Annotated in this window: 17 protein-coding genes; 3 read left to right on the forward strand and 14 right to left on the reverse strand. The window is 53.9% G+C overall.

The features are described from left to right. Positions 1 to 162: 162 nt before the first annotated feature. From hslU to CHH67_RS13725, 8 genes are all read right to left on the reverse strand, one after another. Positions 163 to 1,566 carry an ATP-dependent protease ATPase subunit HslU gene (hslU, locus tag CHH67_RS13690; protein ID WP_095265756.1) on the reverse strand — a complete coding sequence of 468 codons (1,404 nt, stop codon included), beginning with the start codon at positions 1,564 to 1,566 and terminating at the stop codon, positions 163 to 165. 30 nt (positions 1,567 to 1,596) lie between these two features. Next, entirely contained in the window at positions 1,597 to 2,139 is a 543-nt protein-coding gene (gene hslV, locus CHH67_RS13695) for an ATP-dependent protease subunit HslV (protein WP_095265757.1), read from the reverse strand. Positions 2,140 to 2,160: 21 nt separating this feature from the next. Further along, positions 2,161 to 3,492 (reverse strand): FADH(2)-oxidizing methylenetetrahydrofolate--tRNA-(uracil(54)-C(5))-methyltransferase TrmFO, encoded by a 1,332-nt coding sequence (gene trmFO / locus CHH67_RS13700; RefSeq protein ID WP_095265758.1) that lies wholly within the window; start codon positions 3,490 to 3,492, stop codon positions 2,161 to 2,163. A gap of 21 nt (positions 3,493 to 3,513) precedes the next feature. After that, positions 3,514 to 5,613, reverse strand: a complete 2,100-nt coding sequence (topA, locus tag CHH67_RS13705) for a type I DNA topoisomerase (protein ID WP_095265759.1) — start codon at positions 5,611 to 5,613, stop codon at positions 3,514 to 3,516. Between the two features lie 35 nt (positions 5,614 to 5,648). Continuing rightward, a complete protein-coding gene (gene dprA / locus CHH67_RS13710; protein ID WP_095265760.1) occupies positions 5,649 to 6,821 on the reverse strand; it encodes a DNA-processing protein DprA in 1,173 nt (390 codons plus the stop codon). 150 nt (positions 6,822 to 6,971) lie between these two features. Further along, on the reverse strand, positions 6,972 to 7,901 hold the full coding sequence (sucD, locus tag CHH67_RS13715; RefSeq protein ID WP_095265761.1) for a succinate--CoA ligase subunit alpha: 930 nt from the start codon (positions 7,899 to 7,901) through the stop codon (positions 6,972 to 6,974). A 125-nt stretch (positions 7,902 to 8,026) separates the two neighbouring features. Beyond that, the gene (sucC, locus tag CHH67_RS13720) at positions 8,027 to 9,187 is read right to left on the reverse strand and encodes an ADP-forming succinate--CoA ligase subunit beta (RefSeq protein ID WP_095265762.1); all 1,161 of its coding nucleotides are present in this window, start codon (positions 9,185 to 9,187) and stop codon (positions 8,027 to 8,029) included. Between the two features lie 367 nt (positions 9,188 to 9,554). Beyond that, the gene (locus CHH67_RS13725) at positions 9,555 to 12,242 is read right to left on the reverse strand and encodes an alpha-L-rhamnosidase (RefSeq protein WP_095265763.1); all 2,688 of its coding nucleotides are present in this window, start codon (positions 12,240 to 12,242) and stop codon (positions 9,555 to 9,557) included. A 183-nt stretch (positions 12,243 to 12,425) separates the two neighbouring features. Between CHH67_RS13725 and CHH67_RS13730 the strand changes: the two genes are divergently transcribed. Further along, positions 12,426 to 13,304, forward strand: a complete 879-nt coding sequence (locus tag CHH67_RS13730) for an AraC family transcriptional regulator (protein ID WP_095265764.1) — start codon at positions 12,426 to 12,428, stop codon at positions 13,302 to 13,304. A 121-nt stretch (positions 13,305 to 13,425) separates the two neighbouring features. Here the strand turns inward: CHH67_RS13730 and CHH67_RS13735 are convergent, their stop codons facing one another. Next, complete coding sequence (locus tag CHH67_RS13735) at positions 13,426 to 14,154, reverse strand: N-acetylmuramoyl-L-alanine amidase (RefSeq protein ID WP_095265765.1); 729 nt, start codon at positions 14,152 to 14,154, stop codon at positions 13,426 to 13,428. 729 nt (positions 14,155 to 14,883) lie between these two features. Here CHH67_RS13735 and CHH67_RS13740 point away from each other — a divergent pair. Together CHH67_RS13740 and CHH67_RS13745 are read left to right on the forward strand one after the other, a co-directional pair. After that, complete coding sequence (locus tag CHH67_RS13740) at positions 14,884 to 16,494, forward strand: YifB family Mg chelatase-like AAA ATPase (RefSeq protein WP_095265766.1); 1,611 nt, start codon at positions 14,884 to 14,886, stop codon at positions 16,492 to 16,494. A gap of 25 nt (positions 16,495 to 16,519) precedes the next feature. Beyond that, complete coding sequence (locus tag CHH67_RS13745) at positions 16,520 to 16,954, forward strand: N-acetyltransferase (protein WP_095265767.1); 435 nt, start codon at positions 16,520 to 16,522, stop codon at positions 16,952 to 16,954. 149 nt (positions 16,955 to 17,103) lie between these two features. Here the strand turns inward: CHH67_RS13745 and CHH67_RS13750 are convergent, their stop codons facing one another. The 5 genes from CHH67_RS13750 to CHH67_RS13770 form a co-directional block, all read right to left on the reverse strand. After that, positions 17,104 to 17,484, reverse strand: coding sequence for a YraN family protein (locus CHH67_RS13750; RefSeq protein ID WP_155618128.1), 381 nt, complete (start codon positions 17,482 to 17,484; stop codon positions 17,104 to 17,106). Beyond that, a complete protein-coding gene (locus CHH67_RS13755; protein WP_095265769.1) occupies positions 17,484 to 17,789 on the reverse strand; it encodes an EscU/YscU/HrcU family type III secretion system export apparatus switch protein in 306 nt (101 codons plus the stop codon). Before CHH67_RS13755 ends, CHH67_RS13750 begins: the two co-directional genes overlap by 1 nt. After that, positions 17,786 to 19,777: a hypothetical protein gene (locus CHH67_RS13760; RefSeq protein WP_095265770.1), complete on the reverse strand. Its 1,992-nt coding sequence runs from the start codon at positions 19,775 to 19,777 to the stop codon at positions 17,786 to 17,788. Before CHH67_RS13760 ends, CHH67_RS13755 begins: the two co-directional genes overlap by 4 nt. A gap of 81 nt (positions 19,778 to 19,858) precedes the next feature. Further along, positions 19,859 to 20,476, reverse strand: coding sequence for a ribonuclease HII (locus CHH67_RS13765; protein ID WP_095265771.1), 618 nt, complete (start codon positions 20,474 to 20,476; stop codon positions 19,859 to 19,861). Between the two features lie 230 nt (positions 20,477 to 20,706). Further along, positions 20,707 to 21,105: a GyrI-like domain-containing protein gene (locus CHH67_RS13770; RefSeq protein WP_095265772.1), complete on the reverse strand. Its 399-nt coding sequence runs from the start codon at positions 21,103 to 21,105 to the stop codon at positions 20,707 to 20,709. Between the last annotated feature and the right edge of the window lie 78 nt (positions 21,106 to 21,183).

Here is a 21,183-nt window from a genome sequence, read left to right on the forward strand (position 1 = left end):
TTTTCTCGTATTTTCACACCACTGGGTCCTGTTTTTCTCCCTATCATTTCCAGAAAAACCACGAAAACCGTCCTGCCAGCTTCCAACTTGCGAAAGTCATTCGACAATATCCCGAGTTTGGGATCGACAGCCTTGTCGCATCCCGCTGTAGAATTGACGGGGTTATAAGATATACTGACTCAGATCCCGATCCTGGGCAATGCCCGCCAGTTTCTCGCGCACATACTGCGGCGTGATCACAAGCCGATCCAGCGTCAGCTCAGGCGCTTCAAACGACAGATCCTCCAGCAGCTTTTCCAATATCGTATGGAGCCTCCGCGCCCCGATGTTCTCGGTATTCTGGTTGACCGAAGCAGCAATTTGCGCAATTTCCCTGATCGCATCAGGTGAGAACTCAACCTCCAAATTCTCGGTTCGAAGCAAATGAATGTACTGTTTGGTCAAAGCATTTTTCGGCTCGGTCAGAATGGATACAAAGTCATCCAGGGACAAACTGTCCAGCTCTACGCGAATCGGAAAACGTCCCTGCAGCTCAGGAATCAGGTCCGACGGTTTTGCAATGTGGAAAGCACCCGCTGCGATAAACAAAATAAAGTCTGTTTTCACCGGCCCATACTTTGTCATCACCGTGGAGCCCTCTACGATAGGCAAAATATCGCGCTGGACCCCTTCCCGGGATACATCAGGTCCCGACTGCCGGCCTTGGCTCGCCACTTTGTCTATCTCATCTATGAAGATGATGCCGGACTGCTCCGCACGGCGAATCGACTCCTGGATGACATCGTCCATGTCGATCAGCTTGGCCGCTTCCTCCTGGGTCAGCACCTTTCTCGCTTCTTTAATGCTGAGCTTGCGTTTCTTGGTGCGCTTGGGCATCAGACTGCCGAGCATCTCCTGCATGTTCATCCCCATCTGATCATTGCCCTGACCGGCAAACATGTCAAACATGTTCGGAGAGGTGTCCTCCACGTCAATCTCGATGATGTCATCCTCCAGCTTCCCTGACAACAAATTAAACCTGACCTGTCTCCGCTGCTCCTTCAGGCTCACATCCTTGTCTTCAGGCTCCTCCTGCTCCGTCTGACCGGCATTTCCCCCGCCGAACAGCATCTCAAACGGGTTGCGCTGATTTTTCTGACTCGATCTCGATGGAACCAAGATTTGCACGATACGCTCATTAGCCATCTCTTCCGCCTTGTCGCGAACCTTCTCGGTACGCTCCAGCTTCACCATCCGAATCGCCGTTTCCACCAGGTCCCGAACCATCGATTCCACATCACGTCCGACATATCCGACCTCGGTAAATTTGGTGGCTTCTACTTTGACGAATGGAGCGTTCACCAGCTTGGCAAGCCTGCGGGCAATCTCTGTCTTGCCGACACCGGTCGGACCGATCATCAGAATATTTTTGGGCACGATTTCATCCCGCTCGCTGTCGCTCAGCAGGCTGCGACGATATCGGTTGCGGAGCGCAACCGCCACCGATTTCTTGGCTTCCTTCTGTCCAACGATATACTTATCCAGTTCGGCAACAATTTGCCTAGGGGTCATCGCTTCATTCTTCATCGCTCTACCTCCGCCCTGTATAAACTTCGATCACAGCTCTTCCACAATGATATTACCATTGGTGTACACACACACTTCAGAGGCAATCTGGAGCGCCTCGCGGGCGATGTCCTTCGCCTCCAAATGCTGGGCATGGCGCTTCAATGCACGGCCGGCGGAGAGCGCAAAATTGCCGCCAGAGCCGATCGCCAGCACATCATCATCCGGCTCGATTATCTCCCCGTTCCCGGAAATGAGCAGCATCCCCGTTTTGTCCATCACGATCATGAGCGCCTCAAGCTTCCGCAAAATCCGGTCCTGTCTCCAGTCTTTGGCCAGCTCCACAGCCGCGCGCTGCAGATTGCCATGATGCTCCTCCAGCTTGGCTTCAAACTTCTCAAACAGCGTGATTGCATCCGCCACAGAACCGGCAAAACCGGCGACAACTTGTCCCCGGTAAAGACGGCGTACCTTTTTGGCGGTCTGCTTCATGATGACGTTCTGCCCGAAGGTTACCTGACCGTCGCCGGCAATGGCTGCAGTGCCGTTATGCCGCACGGCGCAGATCGTAGTCGCATGAAAAGTCATATCCATGATGGCCGACCTCCCTAATGGTTATAAAATCTTATTCAGTCCATGGTCATTAATAAAGTAACGGATCTGGTCCAGCGCCCGGTTGGCCAAAGCTTCGTTCTTCTCCTTCTTGTTGCGAATGCGCTTCTCAAGCTGAGGCAGCAGTCCGAAATTGGCATTCATCGGCTGGAAGTTGTCCGGATCGGCATGGGTAATATAATATGCCATACTGCCGATCGTTGATTCTTGCGGGAATACAATTCCTTCCTTGCCCTGCGCTGCCAGCGCTGCATTGATGCCTGCAATCAAGCCGGAAGCAGCCGATTCCACATATCCTTCCACACCGGTCATTTGCCCGGCGAGATATAGGTTCGGACGGTTTTTCACCTGATAGGTCTGTTCAAGCAGCTTCGGCGAATTGACAAACGTATTGCGGTGCATGACACCGTAGCGTACAATTTCCGCGTTCTCTAGGCCTGGGATCATCGAGATGATCCGCTTCTGCTCTCCCCATTTCAAATGGGTCTGGAATCCTACAAGGTTGTACAGCGTCCCCGCCGCATTGTCCTGACGAAGCTGGACAACGGCATAAGGCAGCTCTCCCGTATGCGGATTGACGAGGCCCACCGGCTTCATCGGACCAAACAGCGCCGTCTGTTTTCCCCGCTTCATCATCACTTCGATCGGCATGCAGCCTTCAAAATAGATCTCCTTCTCGAACTCCTTGAGCTCGGCCACCTCTGCGTTCACGACCGCCTCGTAGAAGGCGTTGAACTCCTCTTCGGTCATCGGGCAGTTCAAGTAGGCGGCTTCTCCCTTATCGTATCGGGAGGCCAGGTAAACCTTGCTCATATCAATCGAGTCTTTCTCGATAATCGGCGCAGCCGCATCGTAGAAGTAGAAATAATCCTGGCCCATCAGCTCGCGAATCTCGGCCGACAGTGCCGGCGATGTCAGCGGACCTGTAGCAATGACGACGATGCCTTCTTCAGGTATATGCTGGATTTCCTCGTTTACGACTTCAATTAACGGGTGATTATGCAGCGTGTGCGTAATCTCTCCGGAAAAGCCGTCCCGGTCTACCGCCAGCGCGCCGCCGGCGGGTACCGAGTTGCGGTCTGCCGAGCCGATAACGAGTGAATTCAACATCCGCATCTCTTCCTTCAGAACGCCCACGGCATTCGTCAAACCGTTCGCGCGAAGGGAGTTGCTGCAGACAAGCTCAGCGAACTTGTCCGTATGATGCGCCGGCGTCTTGACCACCGGACGCATCTCATATAAGGTGACGGGGACCCCCCGGCTGGCAATTTGCCAAGCGGCCTCGCTCCCTGCAAGACCGGCTCCGATGACGGTCACCCTTTGTGCTTCAGTCAACTTCATTACCTCCTGTATGCCTTACAATTCTGCTGCTTCGTCCTGTTCTTCCATCATTTCAGAATAGTCACAGGCTGTACATTGAAGCTTGATGCCCTGCTTGCTCTTCTTCTCGATCATCTGTCCGCTGCAGTTCGGACAAGGCTTCGGAGACGGTTTATCCCAGGATACATAATCGCATTCCGGATAACGGTCGCATCCGTAGAAAATGCGCCCCTTTTTACTCCGGCGTTCCACCACATGCCCCTCCTTGCACTTCGGACAAGCAACACCAATATTCTTGATGATCGGCTTCGTGTTGCGACAATCCGGGAAGCCCGAGCATGCCAGGAATTTTCCGAATCGTCCCAGCTTGTATACGAGCGGCTTGCCGCATTTCTCACATATTTCATCGGAAACCTCATCTTCGATTTCGATTTCCTTCATCTCTTCTTCCGCAACCTCAAGCCGCTTTTCGAAGGATTCATAGAATTCGGACAAAATTTTGACCCAATCCTCCGTGCCATCCTCCACATGGTCAAGGTCTTCTTCCATGTTCGCCGTAAATTCCACGTTCAGAATTTCCGGGAAAAACTGCTCCATCTGCTCGATCACAAGCTCGCCAAGTTCTGTCGGAACGAATTTCTTTTCTTCGATCGCGACATAACCCCGCTTCTGGATCGTCTCCAGCGTCGGCGCATACGTACTCGGACGTCCTATGCCAAGTTCCTCCAGCGTCCGGACAAGACGCGCTTCCGTATAGCGTGGAGGCGGCTGGGTAAAGTGCTGCTTCGGTTCAATGTTCTGTTTCTCCAGTTGATCGCCCTTGTGAAGCGCTGGCAAATATTTGTCTTCCTCGGTGGTGCCATCATCATTGCCCTCAACATACACCTTCATGAATCCAGGGAAACGAACCTTGGAGCCCGTTGCCCGGAAGACCGTGCGTCCGGCGGCGATGTCTACGGAAAGCGTATCCAGTACAGCCGATGACATCTGGCTGGCGACAAAGCGCTCCCAGATCAGTTTATACAGCCGAAGCTGATCACGGCTCATGTAAGGCTTGACGGATTCCGGATCACGCAGGACCGATGTCGGACGAATCGCTTCGTGCGCATCCTGGGCGTTTGCGCCTTTCTTCGAATATTGCCTTGGGCTTTCCGGCACGAAAGGATCTCCGTACTTGTTCTGAATGTAATCCTTGGCCTCGCCTTGCGCCGTTTCCGAGATCCGTGTGGAGTCCGTACGCATGTAGGTAATCAGACCGACGGTTCCCTCTTTGCCGAGTTCCACACCTTCATACAGCTGCTGGGCAACCGACATCGTTTTCGCAGCTCTGAAGCCGAGCTTACGCGCTGCCTCCTGCTGCAAGGAGCTTGTCGTAAACGGTGGCGATGGATGACGCTGACGCTCGCGTTCCTTCACGTCGGTTACCTCGAAGGAGGCATCCTGAATCGCGGCCAGAATTTCGTTTACATCCTGCTCGCTCCCGAGTTCCTTCTTCGCGCCGTCGAGTTGAACAAACTTCGCTTCGAAAGAAGCGCCCTTCACCGCCAGCTTCGCGGTAATCGTCCAGTATTCCTCGGGAACAAACGCATTGATTTCATTCTCCCGATCCAGAATGATCTTGACGGCTACGGATTGCACGCGGCCGGCCGACAGCCCCTTCTTCACTTTCTTCCACAGCAGCGGGCTGATCTTGTAACCTACCAGACGGTCAAGAATTCGTCTCGCCTGCTGTGCGTTCACCAGGTCCATGTTGATTTTGCGCGGTGTTTTGAAAGCGTCCTTGACGGCTGTTTTCGTAATTTCGTTAAAGACGACACGAAGGCTCTGGGATTCATCCAGCTCCAGCGCATGCGCCAGATGCCACGCGATCGCCTCACCTTCACGATCGGGGTCAGCCGCGAGATACACTTTTTTCACTTTTTTGCTTGCATCCTTAAGTTCCTTTAAGACAGAACCTTTTCCGCGGATCGTAATGTATTTCGGGTTGAAGCCATTTTCTACCTCAACGCCGATTTGGCTTTTCGGCAGATCGCGAACATGCCCCATTGAAGCTTTCACGATGTACTTGCTGCCGAGATATTTGCCAATGGTTTTCGCCTTGGCAGGCGACTCTACGATGACGAGAGAATCCGCCACAGGTTCATCCTCCTCTCCAACATCAAACTTCCCATTTAAATGATCTTATATATAGCACCGGGTAATTGGGTTATCTGCTTTTTTATGATTAAAGATAACAGAACTGAATGCAAATGTCCAAAATCCCATCGGGTTTGCTCCAGCAAATCGTCGAGCGAGCCCGGCCCTTGTTCGAGCCTATGGTATATTTCCAGTTCATCATTTGTCAACCCGGCGTTTTCTCCAGCAGCAAAATGATCCTCCTGCCGCTCCTTATTGTATGAATCCTTTATGCCTTTTGGCAACCAAATTTCATATTCTTCTATAATATCCGCACCGCATGTCACCATCTTGGCTCCCTGCTTGATCAAATCCAGCGTCCCCCTGCTCTTCGGAGATGTCACTTGTCCAGGAACCGAGAAAACATCCCTTCCCGCCTCCAGCGCCATATCCGCCGTAATGAGCGAGCCGCTGCGGGCATCGGCCTCGACCACCACCGTCCCGAGCGCAAGCGCTGCAATAATCCGGTTCCGACGCGGAAAGAAGCCCGGGCGCACCTTGGTTCCCGGCGGATATTCAGAGAGGATCAGCCCCTTGTCTGCAATATCCTCATAGAGCGAGCGATTCTCCGGCGGGTAAACGACATCGATCCCTCCTCCGAGCACAGCGATCGTCCGGCCGTCACGGGCCAGAACCGCATCGTGCACCACACTGTCGATGCCTCTTGCCATGCCGCTGACGACGGCAAATCCCGCCTCCGCCAGCTCCTCCGCCAGCACGGCCGCTACCTTCTTGCCATATGCCGTGGGCAGGCGGGTGCCTACCATGGCAATGCTTGGCATCTCCATAAGCTGGAGATCGCCAATTGCGTACAACACCCACGGTGGCTGGGAGGACGAATGCAGGCGCTGTGGATACAACGTATCGAGGGCTGTAATAATACGTATTTTTTGATCATTTGTCAAATTTGATGCGGAGCTGCATTGTTGTCGAGGCTCGTTCGTGTCATCGTCCGACATCCGGTTCGTCACCGATTCGACAGTAAGCATGAAGTTATGTTCGAGATGATGCGCCGTTTCGACACCCACACCGCAAGCCTCCCAATCCGTTGCTCTATAATGAAGCATTTCGCTGCGTATGCCACCGTTATGCATGATGCGCTCGATCGTTTTCCAGCCGATCCCTTCGCTTTCATGCAGTGCCGCCAATACGATATTGCTTATATCCATATAACGCTGCTCCCTTCGGTTCAGTTAATGACGATAGATTTATCCTTAAAAACACGAAAAGCAACCCTCTATCTCCCATCGGGAAATAAAAGGTTGCTTACCTTGAATCAAACTACTATGAAACTATGAATTTCAGTAGCGCTCCGTTAATTAGTGCGTTGTGCACTTCGCCAGAATGCCTTGTTCTTCCAGAACACTAACGAGTGTCGAGCCCATCTCGGAAGGGGTTGGCGCAACTTTGACACCACAAGCTTCAAGTACCGAAATCTTCTCCTTGGCTGTACCTTTACCGCCGGAAATAATGGCGCCGGCATGACCCATCCGCTTCCCTGGAGGCGCTGTAGCGCCACCGATAAAGCCGACAACAGGCTTAGTCATGTTGGCTTTGATCCACTCGGCAGCCTCTTCTTCGGCCGTACCGCCAATTTCACCAATCATAATAACCGCATAGGTGTCCGGGTCTTCATTGAACAGCTTCAGCACATCAATGAATTCGGTTCCCTTCACCGGGTCGCCGCCGATGCCAACCGCGGTGGATTGTCCGATGCCGCGAGCCGTCAGCTGGTGAACCGCCTCATACGTCAGCGTACCGCTGCGGGATACAACGCCGACATGGCCCGGAGTATGGATGTAGCCTGGCATAATGCCGATTTTGCACTGACCTGGCGTAATGACACCCGGACAGTTCGGACCGATCAGGCGTGTCTTCTTGCCTTCCATGTAACGCGCTACCTTCACCATATCAAGGACCGGAATCCCCTCGGTAATACAGATAACCAGCTCCATTTCAGCATCGACAGCTTCCATGATGGAATCTGCGGCAAATGCAGGCGGAACATAGATAACACTGGCCGTAGCACCGGTCTTCGCTTTGGCTTCTTCAACCGTATTAAACACCGGGAGGCTGACGTTTGTTCCATTCTCCAGCGTAATTTCGACTTGGGTTCCACCTTTGCCTGGAGATGTACCGCCCACCATTTGCGTGCCGTAATCCAGAGCGCCCTTGGCATGGAACAGAGCCGTTTTCCCTGTAATCCCTTGCGTTATTACTTTTGTATGTTTATCGATCAAAATACTCACGATTGATTCACATCCCCTATTGTAATTTCAGGACTTTGCAAAATTCCTCATTTGAATAATGAAAGCAACCGCACGGCAGGAGCGGAATTCTCCTTCATGTGCCATGCCTGTTCAGGAATGAATAATTACTGAACGAGGGAGACGATCTTCTGCGCTCCGTCGGCCATGGAATCGGCAGGTACGATGTTCAGTCCGGATTCCGCCAGAATCTGCTTGCCAAGCTCTACGTTTGTCCCTTCCAGACGCACGACAAGCGGACGGCTAAGCCCGATTTGCTTCGCGGCTTCCACCACACCGTTGGCGATCACATCACAGCGCATAATGCCGCCAAAGATGTTCACGAAGATGCCTTTAACCTGCGGGTCGGACAGAATGATCTTGAAGGCTTCCGTAACCTTCTCCGTCGTTGCACCGCCCCCTACATCAAGGAAGTTGGCCGGCTCGCCGCCGTAGTATTTGATGATGTCCATCGTTGCCATCGCAAGACCGGCACCATTCACCATACAGCCAATGTTGCCGTCAAGCGCTATGTAGCTCAGGTCAAATTTGGATGCCTCGATCTCCTTCTCGTCCTCTTCATCCAAATCACGCAGCTCCTGGATGTCCTTATGACGGAACAGCGCATTGGAGTCAAAGTTGAGCTTCGCATCCAGTGCCATCACATTGCCGTCACCTGTAACGACAAGCGGGTTAATCTCGGCAATCGAGCAGTCCTTCTCCACAAAGGCTTTATACAAAGCCATCATGAATTGGGCTGCCTTGCCTACCAGTTCGTTCGGAATATTAATGGAATATGCCAGTTTGCGAGCCTGGAACATTTGCAGTCCAACCGCTGGATCAACGACCTCTTTAAAAATCTTCTCCGGCGTAGCTGCTGCAACCTCTTCAATCTCCGTTCCGCCTTCTTCGGAGGCCATCATAACGACGCGTCCGGTTCCACGGTCCACCACAACGCCGACATAATATTCTTTGCGAATGTCGCAGCCTTCCTCAATAAGCAAGCGCTTAACTTCTTTGCCTTCCGGTCCGGTCTGGTGAGTGACCAGCACCTTGCCCAAAATCTCTTCGGCATAGGCACGAACCTCATCGAGGTTCTTCGCAACTTTCACGCCGCCGGCCTTACCGCGGCCACCTGCATGAATTTGCGCCTTCACAACCGTCACCGGGCTGCCCAAAGATTTGGCCGCTTCGACAGCTTCTTCAACCGTAAACGCAACCTTGCCGTTCGGAACGGCTACTCCGTATTGCTTCAGTACTTGTTTTCCTTGATATTCATGGATATTCATTCTGGAATCCTCCTATCAACATGACTGGAACAAGGCGGGTCGGCTGGGAAAGCTATCTATGTTAGCGGTTCCCATGACAACCTTTTATATAATGAACCCAAGTTATTGTAACATGTTTTTAAAACGCTTACCTTAAAAAAATGGCCTATGATCCACTCTATTTTGATATGGAATTGATCCCGTCAAGAGAATATTTGGAATATAATGGAATTTGGGAGATAGGTTTATCTAACTCTAATCGTAAAAAAATAGAGCGTCTGCCACCCATCAACATGGGTCAACAGCCGCTCAGAAATACAAGGAAGTCCTGTCAGGTGCCCTCCTAATCATCGCTGCCAACGCAGCGCTGCCCGCTCATTCTCGCCGTCTATTCGATGACTCCGCCAGCTACGATTCGGTACGTCCCCGAGCCAAGCTCGAGCACCGCGCAAGCTTCGTACTCTCGGGCGGAAAGCACGCCCTCAGCCTGCTCTGCACGCTTGTTGTTGACCAAGACACCCGCCAGTTGCCCGTGCGGAATGCGAGCCTCTGCCATCGTATTCGGAGGCAGTTCAAACTCATAGATGACGGAGCCGCTCTCGTCTATGCGCCATCCACTCCGAATCACTCCATACCCCGACTCATACGAGGCTCTGGCATAGGCCATACCAGAGTCCGGCCGTGGCCGGAACAGAATGCGTTTATATCCCGGCTGCGACTCGTCGAGGTCAAGCCCGGCCACGACCCGGTACAGCCAGTCGCCGATGGAGCCGTAAGCATAATGGTTAAAGGAGTTCATGTCCTTGCTCCAGAACGTCCCATCCGGCTTGATCCCGTCCCAATGCTCCCATATGGTTGTCGCCCCCTGGCGGATCGAGTACAGCCAGGATGGATAGTCCTCCTGCTGCACAAGCTTTACGGCCAATTCATGATACCCGTTCTCGGACAGCACATGGCACAGGTACGGGGTTCCTACAAAGCCAGTTGTCAGATGACCGTTCTGCTCCTGCACGTCATCCGCCAGCGTCCGTGCCAGTCGCTCGCGCACCGGCCCATCGACGAGCCCGAACATCAGCGGCAGCACATGTGCCGTCTGGGTATGGGCAGCAAGCCTGCCGCTTCCCGTCACAAACTCCCGGTTGAACGCCGCCACAATGCTTTCATACAATTCGCCATACTTTCGAGCGTCCTCCTTATAGCCGAGCACCTGCGCCGTTCTCACAAACAACCCGGTCGAATAGGCATAGAAGCAGGTGGCGATCAAATCCTTCGGCGTAGCTCCTACATAACTGCCTTCCTTAGCATCAAGGCCGAGCCAGTCGCCAAAGTGAAATCCGGTATTCCATAAAAACTCGTTATCCCCTTGGGAGCGGATATACTCAATCCATGCCTTCATGCTGTCATATTGCTCTGCCAGCACACGCTTGTCGCCGTAACAGACATACAGCGTCCATGGGCATATAACCGCTGCATCGCCCCAGGCCGAAGAGGAGTGTGACTTCTCATCCAACACATCCGGAATGACAAACGGCACGCCGCCATCTTCACGTTGATCAGCCTTCAAATCGCGCAGCCACTTCGCAAAAAACGACGCGACTCCGTAATTGAAAGCCGCGGTCCGAATGAACACCTGGGCATCCCCGGTCCAGCCAAGCCGCTCATCCCGCTGCGGGCAATCGGTAGGAACATCCACAAAATTGCCTCGCTGCCCCCATCGGATATTACGCTGGAGTTGGTTCAGCAACGGATGAGCGCATTCAAAGTCACCGGTTCTCTCCATATCGGTATGAATGACATGCCCGGTGATCCGCTCCAGTTCCAGCGGAGCCTCTGCCGGCCAGCCCTCCACCTTGACATAACGGAAGCCCTGAAATGTGAATCGCGGCTCATACGTTTCCCCGCCGCCCTTGCAGGTGTACCGCACCGTTTGTCTGGCAGACCGGAGATTCGCGGTGTAAAAATGGCCGTCTTGATCAAGCACCTCCCCGTGCTGGAGCGTAATCGAAGTGCCTGACGGCAGATCCAGCCGGAGATGAAGGCGGCCGACCATATTCTGGCCCATATCAATGACCGTTTCACCCGACGGGGTCCGCAGCAAGGCCACGGGCTTGATCTGCTCTGTCACGCGTGCAGGCTCATTCTCCTGCATCACAAGCACGTCTCTCGAATCGGCCAACTCCCTGACCTCTGCCCAATCGGAATCATCATAGGCCGCAGTAGACCATCCGGTTTTCTCCAGGCGAGCATCATAGGTTTCGCCATGATAAAGCTCAGACATGAGAATCGCCCCTGTGGAAGCCCGCCAAGACCTGTCGCTGACCAATACATCTGTCGTCCCATCCTCGTAGTCCATATGCAGCTGCAGCAAAAGCGCCCGCGTATCGCCATATTTACCAGATTGACTGTCCCAGCCCAGAACCCCTTTGTACCATCCATTGGCCAGGAAAGCGCCGATGGCGTTGCGCTCGCCCTCCTGAATCTGATCGGTGACATCATAAGCCTGTACCTGCAGCCTGCTGTCATAACTGGTCCAGCCCGGGGCATACTGCTCGTCCCCGACACGCCGGCCGTTCAGCTCCAGCTCATACATCCCTCGCGAGGTGACGTATACGGTAGCCCGGCTAACCCCCTTCCGGACAGTGAAGGTAGTTCTCACCTGGAACACTTCCTCTGCCAGCGGATCAATCGCCTTGTCATCCGGCGTGATCCAGCGTGCAGACCAGTCCGAAGGGTGCAATAACCCCATCTCAAAACAGGCCGACGGGCTCCAGTCCGACTCGCCTCCGCGTTGATCCCATACTTTGACTCGATAGTAGTACCGTTGCCGGGACTGTAACGCCTCTCCGCCGTATTCGACGAGCAAGGAATTGTCCGATGTTTGTTTTCCCGTATCCCATACCAGCCGCTGCTCATCAAACCCCTGCCCGCCGCTGGACACCTGAATCCGGTAAGCATGCTGCATCACATGCATGCGATCCGATGCCAGCTGCCAGCTGAATCTGGGCAGCTTTACTCCCAGTCCAATCGGATTGTGGCGATATTCGCAGCTCAGACGAGTCACTTCCAGTGCTTGCATACGTGTTCCTCCCTTTCATCGAGCATTTGCCGCCATGCGAGCAGCATCTCACCTCTATTGTAGGGGGCGCTGCTCTCTTGTTCAGGGGAGGCATGCGACATTTTTATAGGTCGATCTGGACATTTTGCAACCGGTTTCGTAAGATGAAGCCAAACAAGGCAGTCTGAATAAGGGGCGGTAGGCATGAGCAAGACACGGAGTACTTTTGTAATGCCAGGGGAGCATTTTTTTGAACCGGGAATTCCGATCTATGTAAACCGGGCTTGCGAAACGTTTGAGATGGCCGAGCATTCCCATGAATTTATTGAAATCACTTATGTGAGCGAAGGCTCCGGGGTCCATTACATTGCCGGTGATGCCGTTCCGGTGGAGCACGGGACACTGTTCTTCATTCCGATCGGGCGCAGCCATGTGTTTCGTCCGAGAACGATGCGCAAGGACCGGCCGCTGATCGTATACAACTGTCTGTTTCCAGCCCGGTATTTAGTGGAGCTGCGGGACGCCTTTCCCCATGCTTCAGAGTTATGCGAACCGTTTATCGAGCAGCGGGTGCACTGGTTCTCGATGCGGGATGATGCCGGAGAATACCATGCCCTATTCCGCGAGATGCATCGCGAGTTTTCCGCCAGACCGCCAGGATATTTGGGGGTGCTCGCTGCGCTGGTCGTTCGAATATTAGCCGGCTTGTACAGACATCAGCTTCAGCTCGGATCGCCTGAGCGGGACAGACCGCAGTGGTTGTCCATCGATGAAGCTGTCGCCTATATTGACCGCCATTATGCCAGCAGCCTCAGACTCGGGGATTTTGCCGCCAAGGCCAATCTCAGTGAACGGCAGTTCAGTCGCCTGTTCCGGAAGCAGACCGGAATGAGCTTCACCGAATATGTGCAGGGCATCCGAATGGATGCCGCCTGCCGCCAGCTTGCGGCCAGCCATCAAAGCGTGGCAGAAATAGCATCCGAGGTGGGATACAGCGACCTGAAATTTTTCCATCAACTGTTCAAGAAAAAAATCGGGGTGACCCCAAGGCAATATCGCCAGCAGGCAAGATCGACCTCATAGGGCGATCACAACGATAAACCTCCCTTTAGTCATGTTTAAGGGAGGTTTATAACACGTGTTATGCTGTTGTGTTACCCGTTGGGTTGCAGTACTACTCGCTATTATTGCAATCATTACTCGTTTATTGTGGTTTGGTGACGGTCGCGGTTTTCGTCTGATTGTCCCACGCCACACGATCTCCGCTTGCTTCTGCCAATGCTCTTAAAGGAACATACACCGTATTGTTAATGATGAGGCCATTCTGAATTTCCTTACCGTAGGCGATAACGTTAGCCTTGTCCATTTGAGGAGTCCCCCCTTTTCGTGTCAGGCCCAAGTGTCTGGCAATCCCGTTCACATGACCGTTTACCAGTGCGTTAATGACGTCGGGGTTCTTCAGCTTGTTCGCATCCGACGCTACATCAATAAACAGATTTTCCGTTAGAACGGCCGGCATTCTGCTCTCCCGCAGCATGTGCAGGTTCTGGGATTTCACACCTCGATCTATAACGTTAAATGGCGCCAGTGCTTTCATAATCTCAGCATGCAGCGCATCGTGCAGGTTCACGGTAGTGGATGATACCGAGGTGTAACGAAACGACTCAAACCCTCCATTGCCTCCACCGGCATTACAGTGAATGGATACAAGGATATCGGCACCGGACCGATTCGCTGCGTTCGTGCGCTCCGAGAGTTCCAGGAACACGTCCCTGTCCCGGGACATCAGCACCTGAACCCCGTCATACTCGGCCTCCAGCTTTCGCTTGATCGCTACCGAGAGCGCCAGCACCACATCTTTCTCCAGCAATCCGTTGCCGGTTGCGCCCGAATCCCTTCCACCATGTCCAGGATCTATCCACACTATCGGCATGCTCTTACCTCCTTGATCTCCTGATCTAACACCCATTGCGATTGTCTTAGCATGTACTTTATTCTATGGTTCCGTCTGCAAATGGTAACGGCGGGCTGTCCCCCAACTAGATGGGATGCAGGTTGGCATCAATAATCGATTCGCATACGCTATGGGGGAGTCGTGAATATAGGCATGGACGAGGCTTGGTTAGAGAGTTTTACTAATGGAGTTAGTTATCCAATTAATGTAATTTAAAATATTATAATACATTTTTCAAAGGTAGTCAGGAGGGATTTTCTCTACTTTAGTCGTCCTGCTAGCTTCAAGCAGCCATGCATTATAGATTCACTCTCGATTTTCGCCAGCTTTGTACGCTTATTCCTTTTAGTCAGGTAGAACATTGAACCCGACTTTGAACCGTAAGCTTGTTTATTTCCTATACGTATCCCTCTTGACGTGAGCCGTTGTTGCATCCAGTCTAGCATCTACTCCTGCATCCACACTTTTGTTCCACTCCACGATTCATGAACCTTTCCCACCGCTCTTCGATTCCTGAACGAAAGGGATAATCATGCAAAGGCAGAGGAAAGGGATACCCAAGACTCGTTATTGACAGTAACTGATGAATAATTTTACAATTACTTATATATGAACGAAAATGAGGAAGCACCCTTTTTCGGATTGTCGGCCGGACTCAACATAGTAGAGCCACCAGAGCCGAATATCGAAAGAGAGGTGCTTTTTAATATGTACGGTAAGCTATACAGCGCTTGCCTTCACGGAATCGACGGCGTCACGATTCAGGTTGAAGTTGATCTGTCGAATGGTCTGCCTCAAACCTCCATCATCGGACTACCGGATTCCTCGATCCGGGAATCGGTCGAGCGGGTGCGGGCCGCGGTCAAAAATTGCGGATTCACCTATCCGATGAAAAGGGTCACCATTAATCTGGCGCCAGCCGACCTGCGCAAGGAAGGATCGTCCTTTGATCTTGCCATTGCGTTAGGCATTTTGGTAACGAGCGAGCAAATTGATTTTTCACCTGAATCGCTGCTCATTCTCGGTGAATTGGCGCTGGACGGATCACTCCGTCCCATTAACGGGGTGCTGCCTATGGTGGAGAAGGCCAAACGGGACGGGTTAAAGGGCGTGCTGCTCCCCTACGAGAACGCCCCGGAGGCTGCGCTAATCGGCGGGATGAACGTATACGGGCTGCGTCATATTAAGGAGCTCACGGGCAGCCAGGCGGACGGGTTAATTGAACCGGACGGGCCTCAAAGTGAAACGCACTCGCCGGGGAGATCCGCGCCTTTCACAGTCCATCTGTCCAAACTGCTTTATACCAAGTCCGATATTGAAAACCATGGATGCGTGAACACCCCGGATGATGTCGTTGAGGATTATAGCGACGTCATCGGACAACCGCATGTCAAGCGCGCGCTGACGATTGCCGCAGCAGGCATGCACAATATCATGCTCATCGGCCCTCCCGGTACCGGAAAAACGATGCTGATGAAGCGGCTTCCTACCATTCTGCCTCCGTTAAGTGAACAAGAGTCGTTAACGACAACGAAAATATACAGCGCAGCCGGAAAGCTTAAGCATACCGGAAGTTTGATGACCAGACGTCCTTTCAGATCCCCTCATCATACCATTTCATCCGGCGGGCTGATCGGGGGCGGCACCATTCCAAGGCCCGGCGAGGTCAGCCTCGCACACAAGGGCATACTTTTTCTCGATGAGCTTCCGGAGTTCTCCCGGCATGTGCTTGAGGTGCTGCGCCAGCCGCTGGAGGATCGTGAGGTTACGATCAGCAGGGCGAGAGCTGTTCTCACCTTCCCTGCACATTTCATGCTCGCTGCATCGATGAATCCTTGTCCGTGCGGATTCTGGGGAAACGATCATCCGCAGCAGCGATGCACCTGCAGCCCGCGACGGATCGGACAATATCGTGCTAAAATATCCGGCCCTCTGCTTGATCGCATCGATCTGCAGGTTGAGGTTCCGCGTCCGAAAGACCGTTATGACACCGCGCATCAGCTCTCATCCCGGGAAATGCGGGAGCAGGTTATGGCAGCACAGCTCCTTCAATCCACGCGATACCGACATCTGCCATTCAGCTGGAACAGCGAATTGTTTGGCAGTCATTTGCGTCGTTATGCTGCGCTCGACAGCGCCTCGGCCAGCCTGCTCCAGACCACGATCGATACGCTTGGGCTCAGCATGCGCGCCTATGATAAAATATTAAAGCTTGCCAGAACGATCGCGGATCTGGACCAAGCAGAGTGCATCGGCAGCCACCACGTCGCCGAGGCGATCCAATATCGGCAGCTGGACCAGCTGCCGGTGTATGTCTGAAGAAATCATCACAAGGAGCATGTCTATGAATATTCGACTTATGGAAGAACGTGATCAGGATTCAATGATTGAACTATGGCTGAGAGGGTCGGAACAGGCCCACCATTTTATTCCGATGGAATACTGGTCATCAAAGCAGAGCGAGATGAAAAATGTGTATTTGCCGATGTCGGAATCCTATGTCCTGGAGATAGACGGACATATTCGAGGGTTCATTTCGATTGTCGGTTCGTATTTGGCCGCGCTGTTCATTGACCCTGAGTATCAGTCTCAGGGATATGGCCGGAAGCTGCTCGACCATATCAAAAGCCGACAGGAGCGGTTGGAGCTCAAGGTATACAAGGCAAATGAACAGGCCGTTCAGTTTTATTCCCGACACGGGTTTAAGGTGCAACAAGAAATGCTGGACCCGGACACCCGGCAGCCGGAGTATTTGATGGAGTGGACCAAAAGTAAGTAACGCATGAAACACAATAGAGCAGAGAAATACTGCTGCCTATTAATCATAGAAAAACGCATGCCGAGTCATAGAAGCAATCTGTTGCGGCATGCGTTTTTTGCTATATGAACTTATAATCCGGGAGCAGTGTTCCCCGCTCATCCGTGTTGTTAAAAAGCGTTGACAATATGATCCATGGAGGCCGCTGTCATGTCATCCTGAAGAATGATCGAAATGACGTCAAACCGAACAGGCTTGTCGTAATAGCGTTTATAGTGAATATACTGCTCCGCCGTATTTCTGACCTGCATCATTTTCCTTGCATTGACGGATTCGGACGGCGTACCGTAGCTTGCGGTGCCGGTTCGGCTGCGCACCTCGATAAATACCAGCACGCCTTCCGTCTCTGCAATAATATCCAGCTCGCCGTAACGGCTGCGCCAGTTGCGCTCCAGAATGCGGTATCCTTTCCGGAGCAGCATTTCAGCTGCCGCCGTCTCGGCCGCGTCTCCCTTCTGCTTGCGGTTATCCGCTTTACCTTGTGAGGACATTATTTCATCACGCCCCCTTTTTCTGCCTGGCGGTCAGCCTGATACACATAAGTTAGCACTTCGGCCACCAGCTGATAAAGCTCGGGCGGGATTTGCTGGTCTAGATCCAGCTTGGAGAGCACCTCCACCAAAGCCGCATCCTCCTGTACCGGCACGCCATGCTCCATCGCTTTCTGCAGGATCGTCTCCGCCAGTTCTCCCGAACCCTTCGCTACGACGACAGGCGCTTCATGGTCACCTGGAGCGTACTTGAGGGCGACTGCTTTTTTGATCGCAGCATTGGCTTCAGTATCTGGCTGCTTCATATCCTCATATCCACCCCTTTGTATGATTGAGGCGTATACTCCGAGGCCGTGCCTCTTGAAGGAAGCTCGGACGCCATGTCTTGGGCCTCAGGCAGCGGTTCAACCTTCAGGCTGAGCAACTGGTAGCCGACGGACTCCACCCCTGTGGCAAGGTCTTCCCTCCGCTGTTCAAACAGCTCTGAAGCCCACTCCTGATCATTTCGGATGTTCACACTGACGATCCTGTCGACAATCTGCACATCAATCAGCGTCAGACCGAGCGCTTTCATATCGAGGTCAAACAGCAGTCGGCAGTTCGTACTGTCGAGCTCGCCTTTAGGACCTCTTCGCGACTGGATATGAATCGAAGCGGTCTGCTGACCGTCCGCACCGTGAAGAGGAATAAACATTGTCACCTGGGCAAAAGGTGCGGTCCGGTCGGTATTCAGAAGCAGCTGCTGTCCTGTCAGATGCTGTACAAGCTGCTGGGCTGCCTCCTTGAGCGCTGGCGGCGTATCGTTCGCCGACACCAGTTGAAGCAGCAGCCCTTTGATGGTGTCCTGCTGCGCGGCTATCGAACCTGCCTGCGGAGCGACAGCCCCAGGCAGATTCGGTGCTCCCTGCGCAGCTCCAGCAGGGGCAGCAGCTTGCGGCACAGCCGCTGCTGCCCCCGCGCCTGGCCCTGCGGAGCCGCCAGGCTGGCCTGGGGCTTGGCCGGCTGCCGCTGCCGCAGGCTGCGCAGCCTGGCCCCCCGCGGCAGCTACGCTAGCCGCGGCCTGGCCAGCGGCGGCAGGCGCCGGCGCATTCGCGGCCCCGGCGCCCGCCGCTCCGGCCGCGCCTTGGGCGGAACCGCCCGCGGCCGGCCCGCCCCCGGGCAGCGCTTGCGCGTGCTGCCCGGGTTGCGCGGCGCTGCCTGCGGCTCGCGCCGCGTCCCCCGCGGGGCTGCTGCCAGCCGCCCCGCGCAGGGCCTGCTGCTCGTGCTCCGCACCGAGCAGCTTCAGCAGCCGCCCTACCCACGGCTCGTCAGAGCCGCGGACAGGCGGCTGCTGAGGCGAAGGGCCTGCGGCCCCTTCGCCCCCCTGTGGCGCCGCCGCAGCTGGCGGCGCGCTCGCGGCCGTCGGCCCTGTGGGCAGCCCGGCGGCCTGGCCCTGTGCGGCAGCAGCCGAGCCTTGCGCCAGCTGCTGGCCGTTCCAGGGCTGCTGGGCCAGCTCGGTGCGCAGCTGGTGCAGCAAGCCTTGCAGCTTCACCAGCACCGCCTGCTGGCCCCCGCCCGCCGCCTGGGCAGCGCCGGCTTGGCCTGCTGCTGCGCCCTGCGGCTGCGGAGCCGCATCAGCGGCCGCCCCCGGGCCCGGAGCCGCCTGAGCGGTCCGGGATGCTCCGGCCGCCTCCCCAGGGCTGCCGGGACTGCTCTGCCCGGTCAGCGCAGCGATCAGCTGCTGCTCCAGCGATTGCAGCAGCTGATGGAGCGGCGGGCCGAATACGGCCTGATGCAGCCCCCGCACACTCTCCGGTGTGATAGGCAGCCCGCGATGAAACGCGATCGCTGCCGATTCCAGCCACTCTGCCGCCGGCACCTGCGGCGGCCTGGCTCCCATCATCCCTTGAAACTGGCTTATATTTTCTCGAGTCAAAGGAACGCCCGCAAGCTGCATCGCCCGAATCATTTCCCGGTTTTCCTTCGTATCCGGCAATCCTGCATACTCAAGCACCTCAGCCATCGAGGAAGGAGACAGCGGCAGTGCCTGCGATTGACTCAGCGGTTTCAGGACCGCGGTCGCACTTTCTCCGGGCGGCTGAACCTGAAGCAATGCCGTTTCCCCCGCCCGCAGCGGGGTTTCCAGCTTCGCCTTAACCTGTACGCCCTGAATCTGGACAACCGCCTCCTGACCGTTCTCCGTTACATTCATTACTACACCGCGGACGACTTGGCCGGGCTTCAATTCCAATGTCTTCGCATCCCCCGGCTTCTGCTCTCCCAACAGTCCTCGAATCAACGATCCGATGTTCACCTTATTTGTCCCCCTAATTGTTCCTTTCCCTTATATATCGGCAGCAGCCCGCCTTTTCGCGAGGGCGGGCTGCAACGAACCTTAGAAGAGCGACAATTGCTCGACTTCCATATTTTTCAAAAAACTTCGCCGATGAAGCGACGTGGGGCCATGCAAGCTCAGCTTCTCCCGATGCAGTTTGGTGGCATAGCCTTTATGTATTGCAATCCCGTAATCCGGAAACCGGGCTTCCCACACTTCTTCACATAACCGATCCCGGGTAACCTTGGCTACAATGGAGGCGGCAGCGATTGATTGACTGTTCGCATCCCCTTTAATGATCGCCCGCTGCGGCAGATCACAATCCACCTTCTCCGCATCAACCAGAAGAAAATCCGGTCTGGTCGACAGCTGCTCTAGCGCAAGCTTCATCGCAAGCCGGGCCGCCTGCTTGATATTGATTCTGTCAATCGTCTCCGCATCCACTTGGCCTACCCCAACTGCCAGCGCCTGATCCATGATCTGCTCGTACAAGGCATCCCGCTTCTTCGCGCTCAGTTTCTTGGAATCGTTGATTCCTTCTATCTCCAGCCCCTGCGGCAAAATAACCGCAGCGGCGACCACGTCGCCGAACAGACAGCCCCGTCCCACCTCGTCAATGCCAGCGATATGCACGTAACGCTCCCATAATTCCCGCTCATACATCAATAAATCCGTCATCGATTCTCTCCCTGTCCTTCGCTATGCCGGATTGATCATCTCACGAACTTATATCCTTCATGACAACAAACCGCACCAGATGATATGATTCTATAAAATAGAAAACCCCTCTTGTCCCGTAATGGATTGAACAAAGTAGCTTCAACTTACATGGAGTTTCATATAATATAGATTATCATATCTTATTCCCGATCGTCACGCTAAGATCATTAGGAGAGTCCCCGTCCGAATCACTGTATGGCTATGTAAATCTCAACTCCTCCACGGGAATCATATTTCTCATAATCGTAGGTATACGCTCTATTCAAGGTGCCTGAATCCTCACGTTCCCATATCTTTTTCCAGGTGTTTATAACCCCTTGTTCTTCTGATGGGTCCACGTTAAAGATTTCATATGCTGCGTTATCCGGTATTTCCAGTGCAGGTTCGCTGTTGCTATCTTCTATAGCAATGCTTAATGTATAGTCACCTTTATAGTCGCTCTCGTAATCGTGATAGACGCCATAGATGATCGTCTCTGGATCCGTCAGACGATTAGAAGCCTCCTTCCACAGCTCCGTAATCTTCGGTATCAAATCAGGATCATTGAAATTATTTGTTCGCACACGATTGATAATGGCCAGTTTCATATATTTCCTTCCCTCCAAAACCAAATGTATTCAAAAGACTTCACCGCAAGCTTGCGAATGTTTGTTCGCATATATTAT

Source organism: Paenibacillus campinasensis (genome assembly GCF_002272015.1).
GTDB classification, from domain to species: Bacteria; Bacillota; Bacilli; order Paenibacillales; family Paenibacillaceae; genus Paenibacillus_AQ; species Paenibacillus_AQ campinasensis.

Coding starts and splice junctions, on each gene's coding strand:
- hslU (WP_095265756.1), bottom strand. CDS start 1,566: ATGAAGAATGAAGCGATGACCCCTAGGCAAATTGTTGCCGAACTGGAT.
- hslV (WP_095265757.1), bottom strand. CDS start 2,139: ATGGATATGACTTTTCATGCGACTACGATCTGCGCCGTGCGGCATAAC.
- dprA (WP_095265760.1), bottom strand. CDS start 6,821: ATGGATATAAGCAATATCGTATTGGCGGCACTGCATGAAAGCGAAGGG.
- sucC (WP_095265762.1), bottom strand. CDS start 9,187: ATGAATATCCATGAATATCAAGGAAAACAAGTACTGAAGCAATACGGA.
- CHH67_RS13725 (WP_095265763.1), bottom strand. CDS start 12,242: ATGCAAGCACTGGAAGTGACTCGTCTGAGCTGCGAATATCGCCACAAT.
- CHH67_RS13730 (WP_095265764.1), top strand. CDS start 12,426: ATGAGCAAGACACGGAGTACTTTTGTAATGCCAGGGGAGCATTTTTTT.
- CHH67_RS13735 (WP_095265765.1), bottom strand. CDS start 14,154: ATGCCGATAGTGTGGATAGATCCTGGACATGGTGGAAGGGATTCGGGC.
- CHH67_RS13740 (WP_095265766.1), top strand. CDS start 14,884: ATGTACGGTAAGCTATACAGCGCTTGCCTTCACGGAATCGACGGCGTC.
- CHH67_RS13745 (WP_095265767.1), top strand. CDS start 16,520: ATGAATATTCGACTTATGGAAGAACGTGATCAGGATTCAATGATTGAA.
- CHH67_RS13750 (WP_155618128.1), bottom strand. CDS start 17,484: ATGTCCTCACAAGGTAAAGCGGATAACCGCAAGCAGAAGGGAGACGCG.
- CHH67_RS13755 (WP_095265769.1), bottom strand. CDS start 17,789: ATGAAGCAGCCAGATACTGAAGCCAATGCTGCGATCAAAAAAGCAGTC.
- CHH67_RS13765 (WP_095265771.1), bottom strand. CDS start 20,476: ATGACGGATTTATTGATGTATGAGCGGGAATTATGGGAGCGTTACGTG.
- CHH67_RS13770 (WP_095265772.1), bottom strand. CDS start 21,105: ATGAAACTGGCCATTATCAATCGTGTGCGAACAAATAATTTCAATGAT.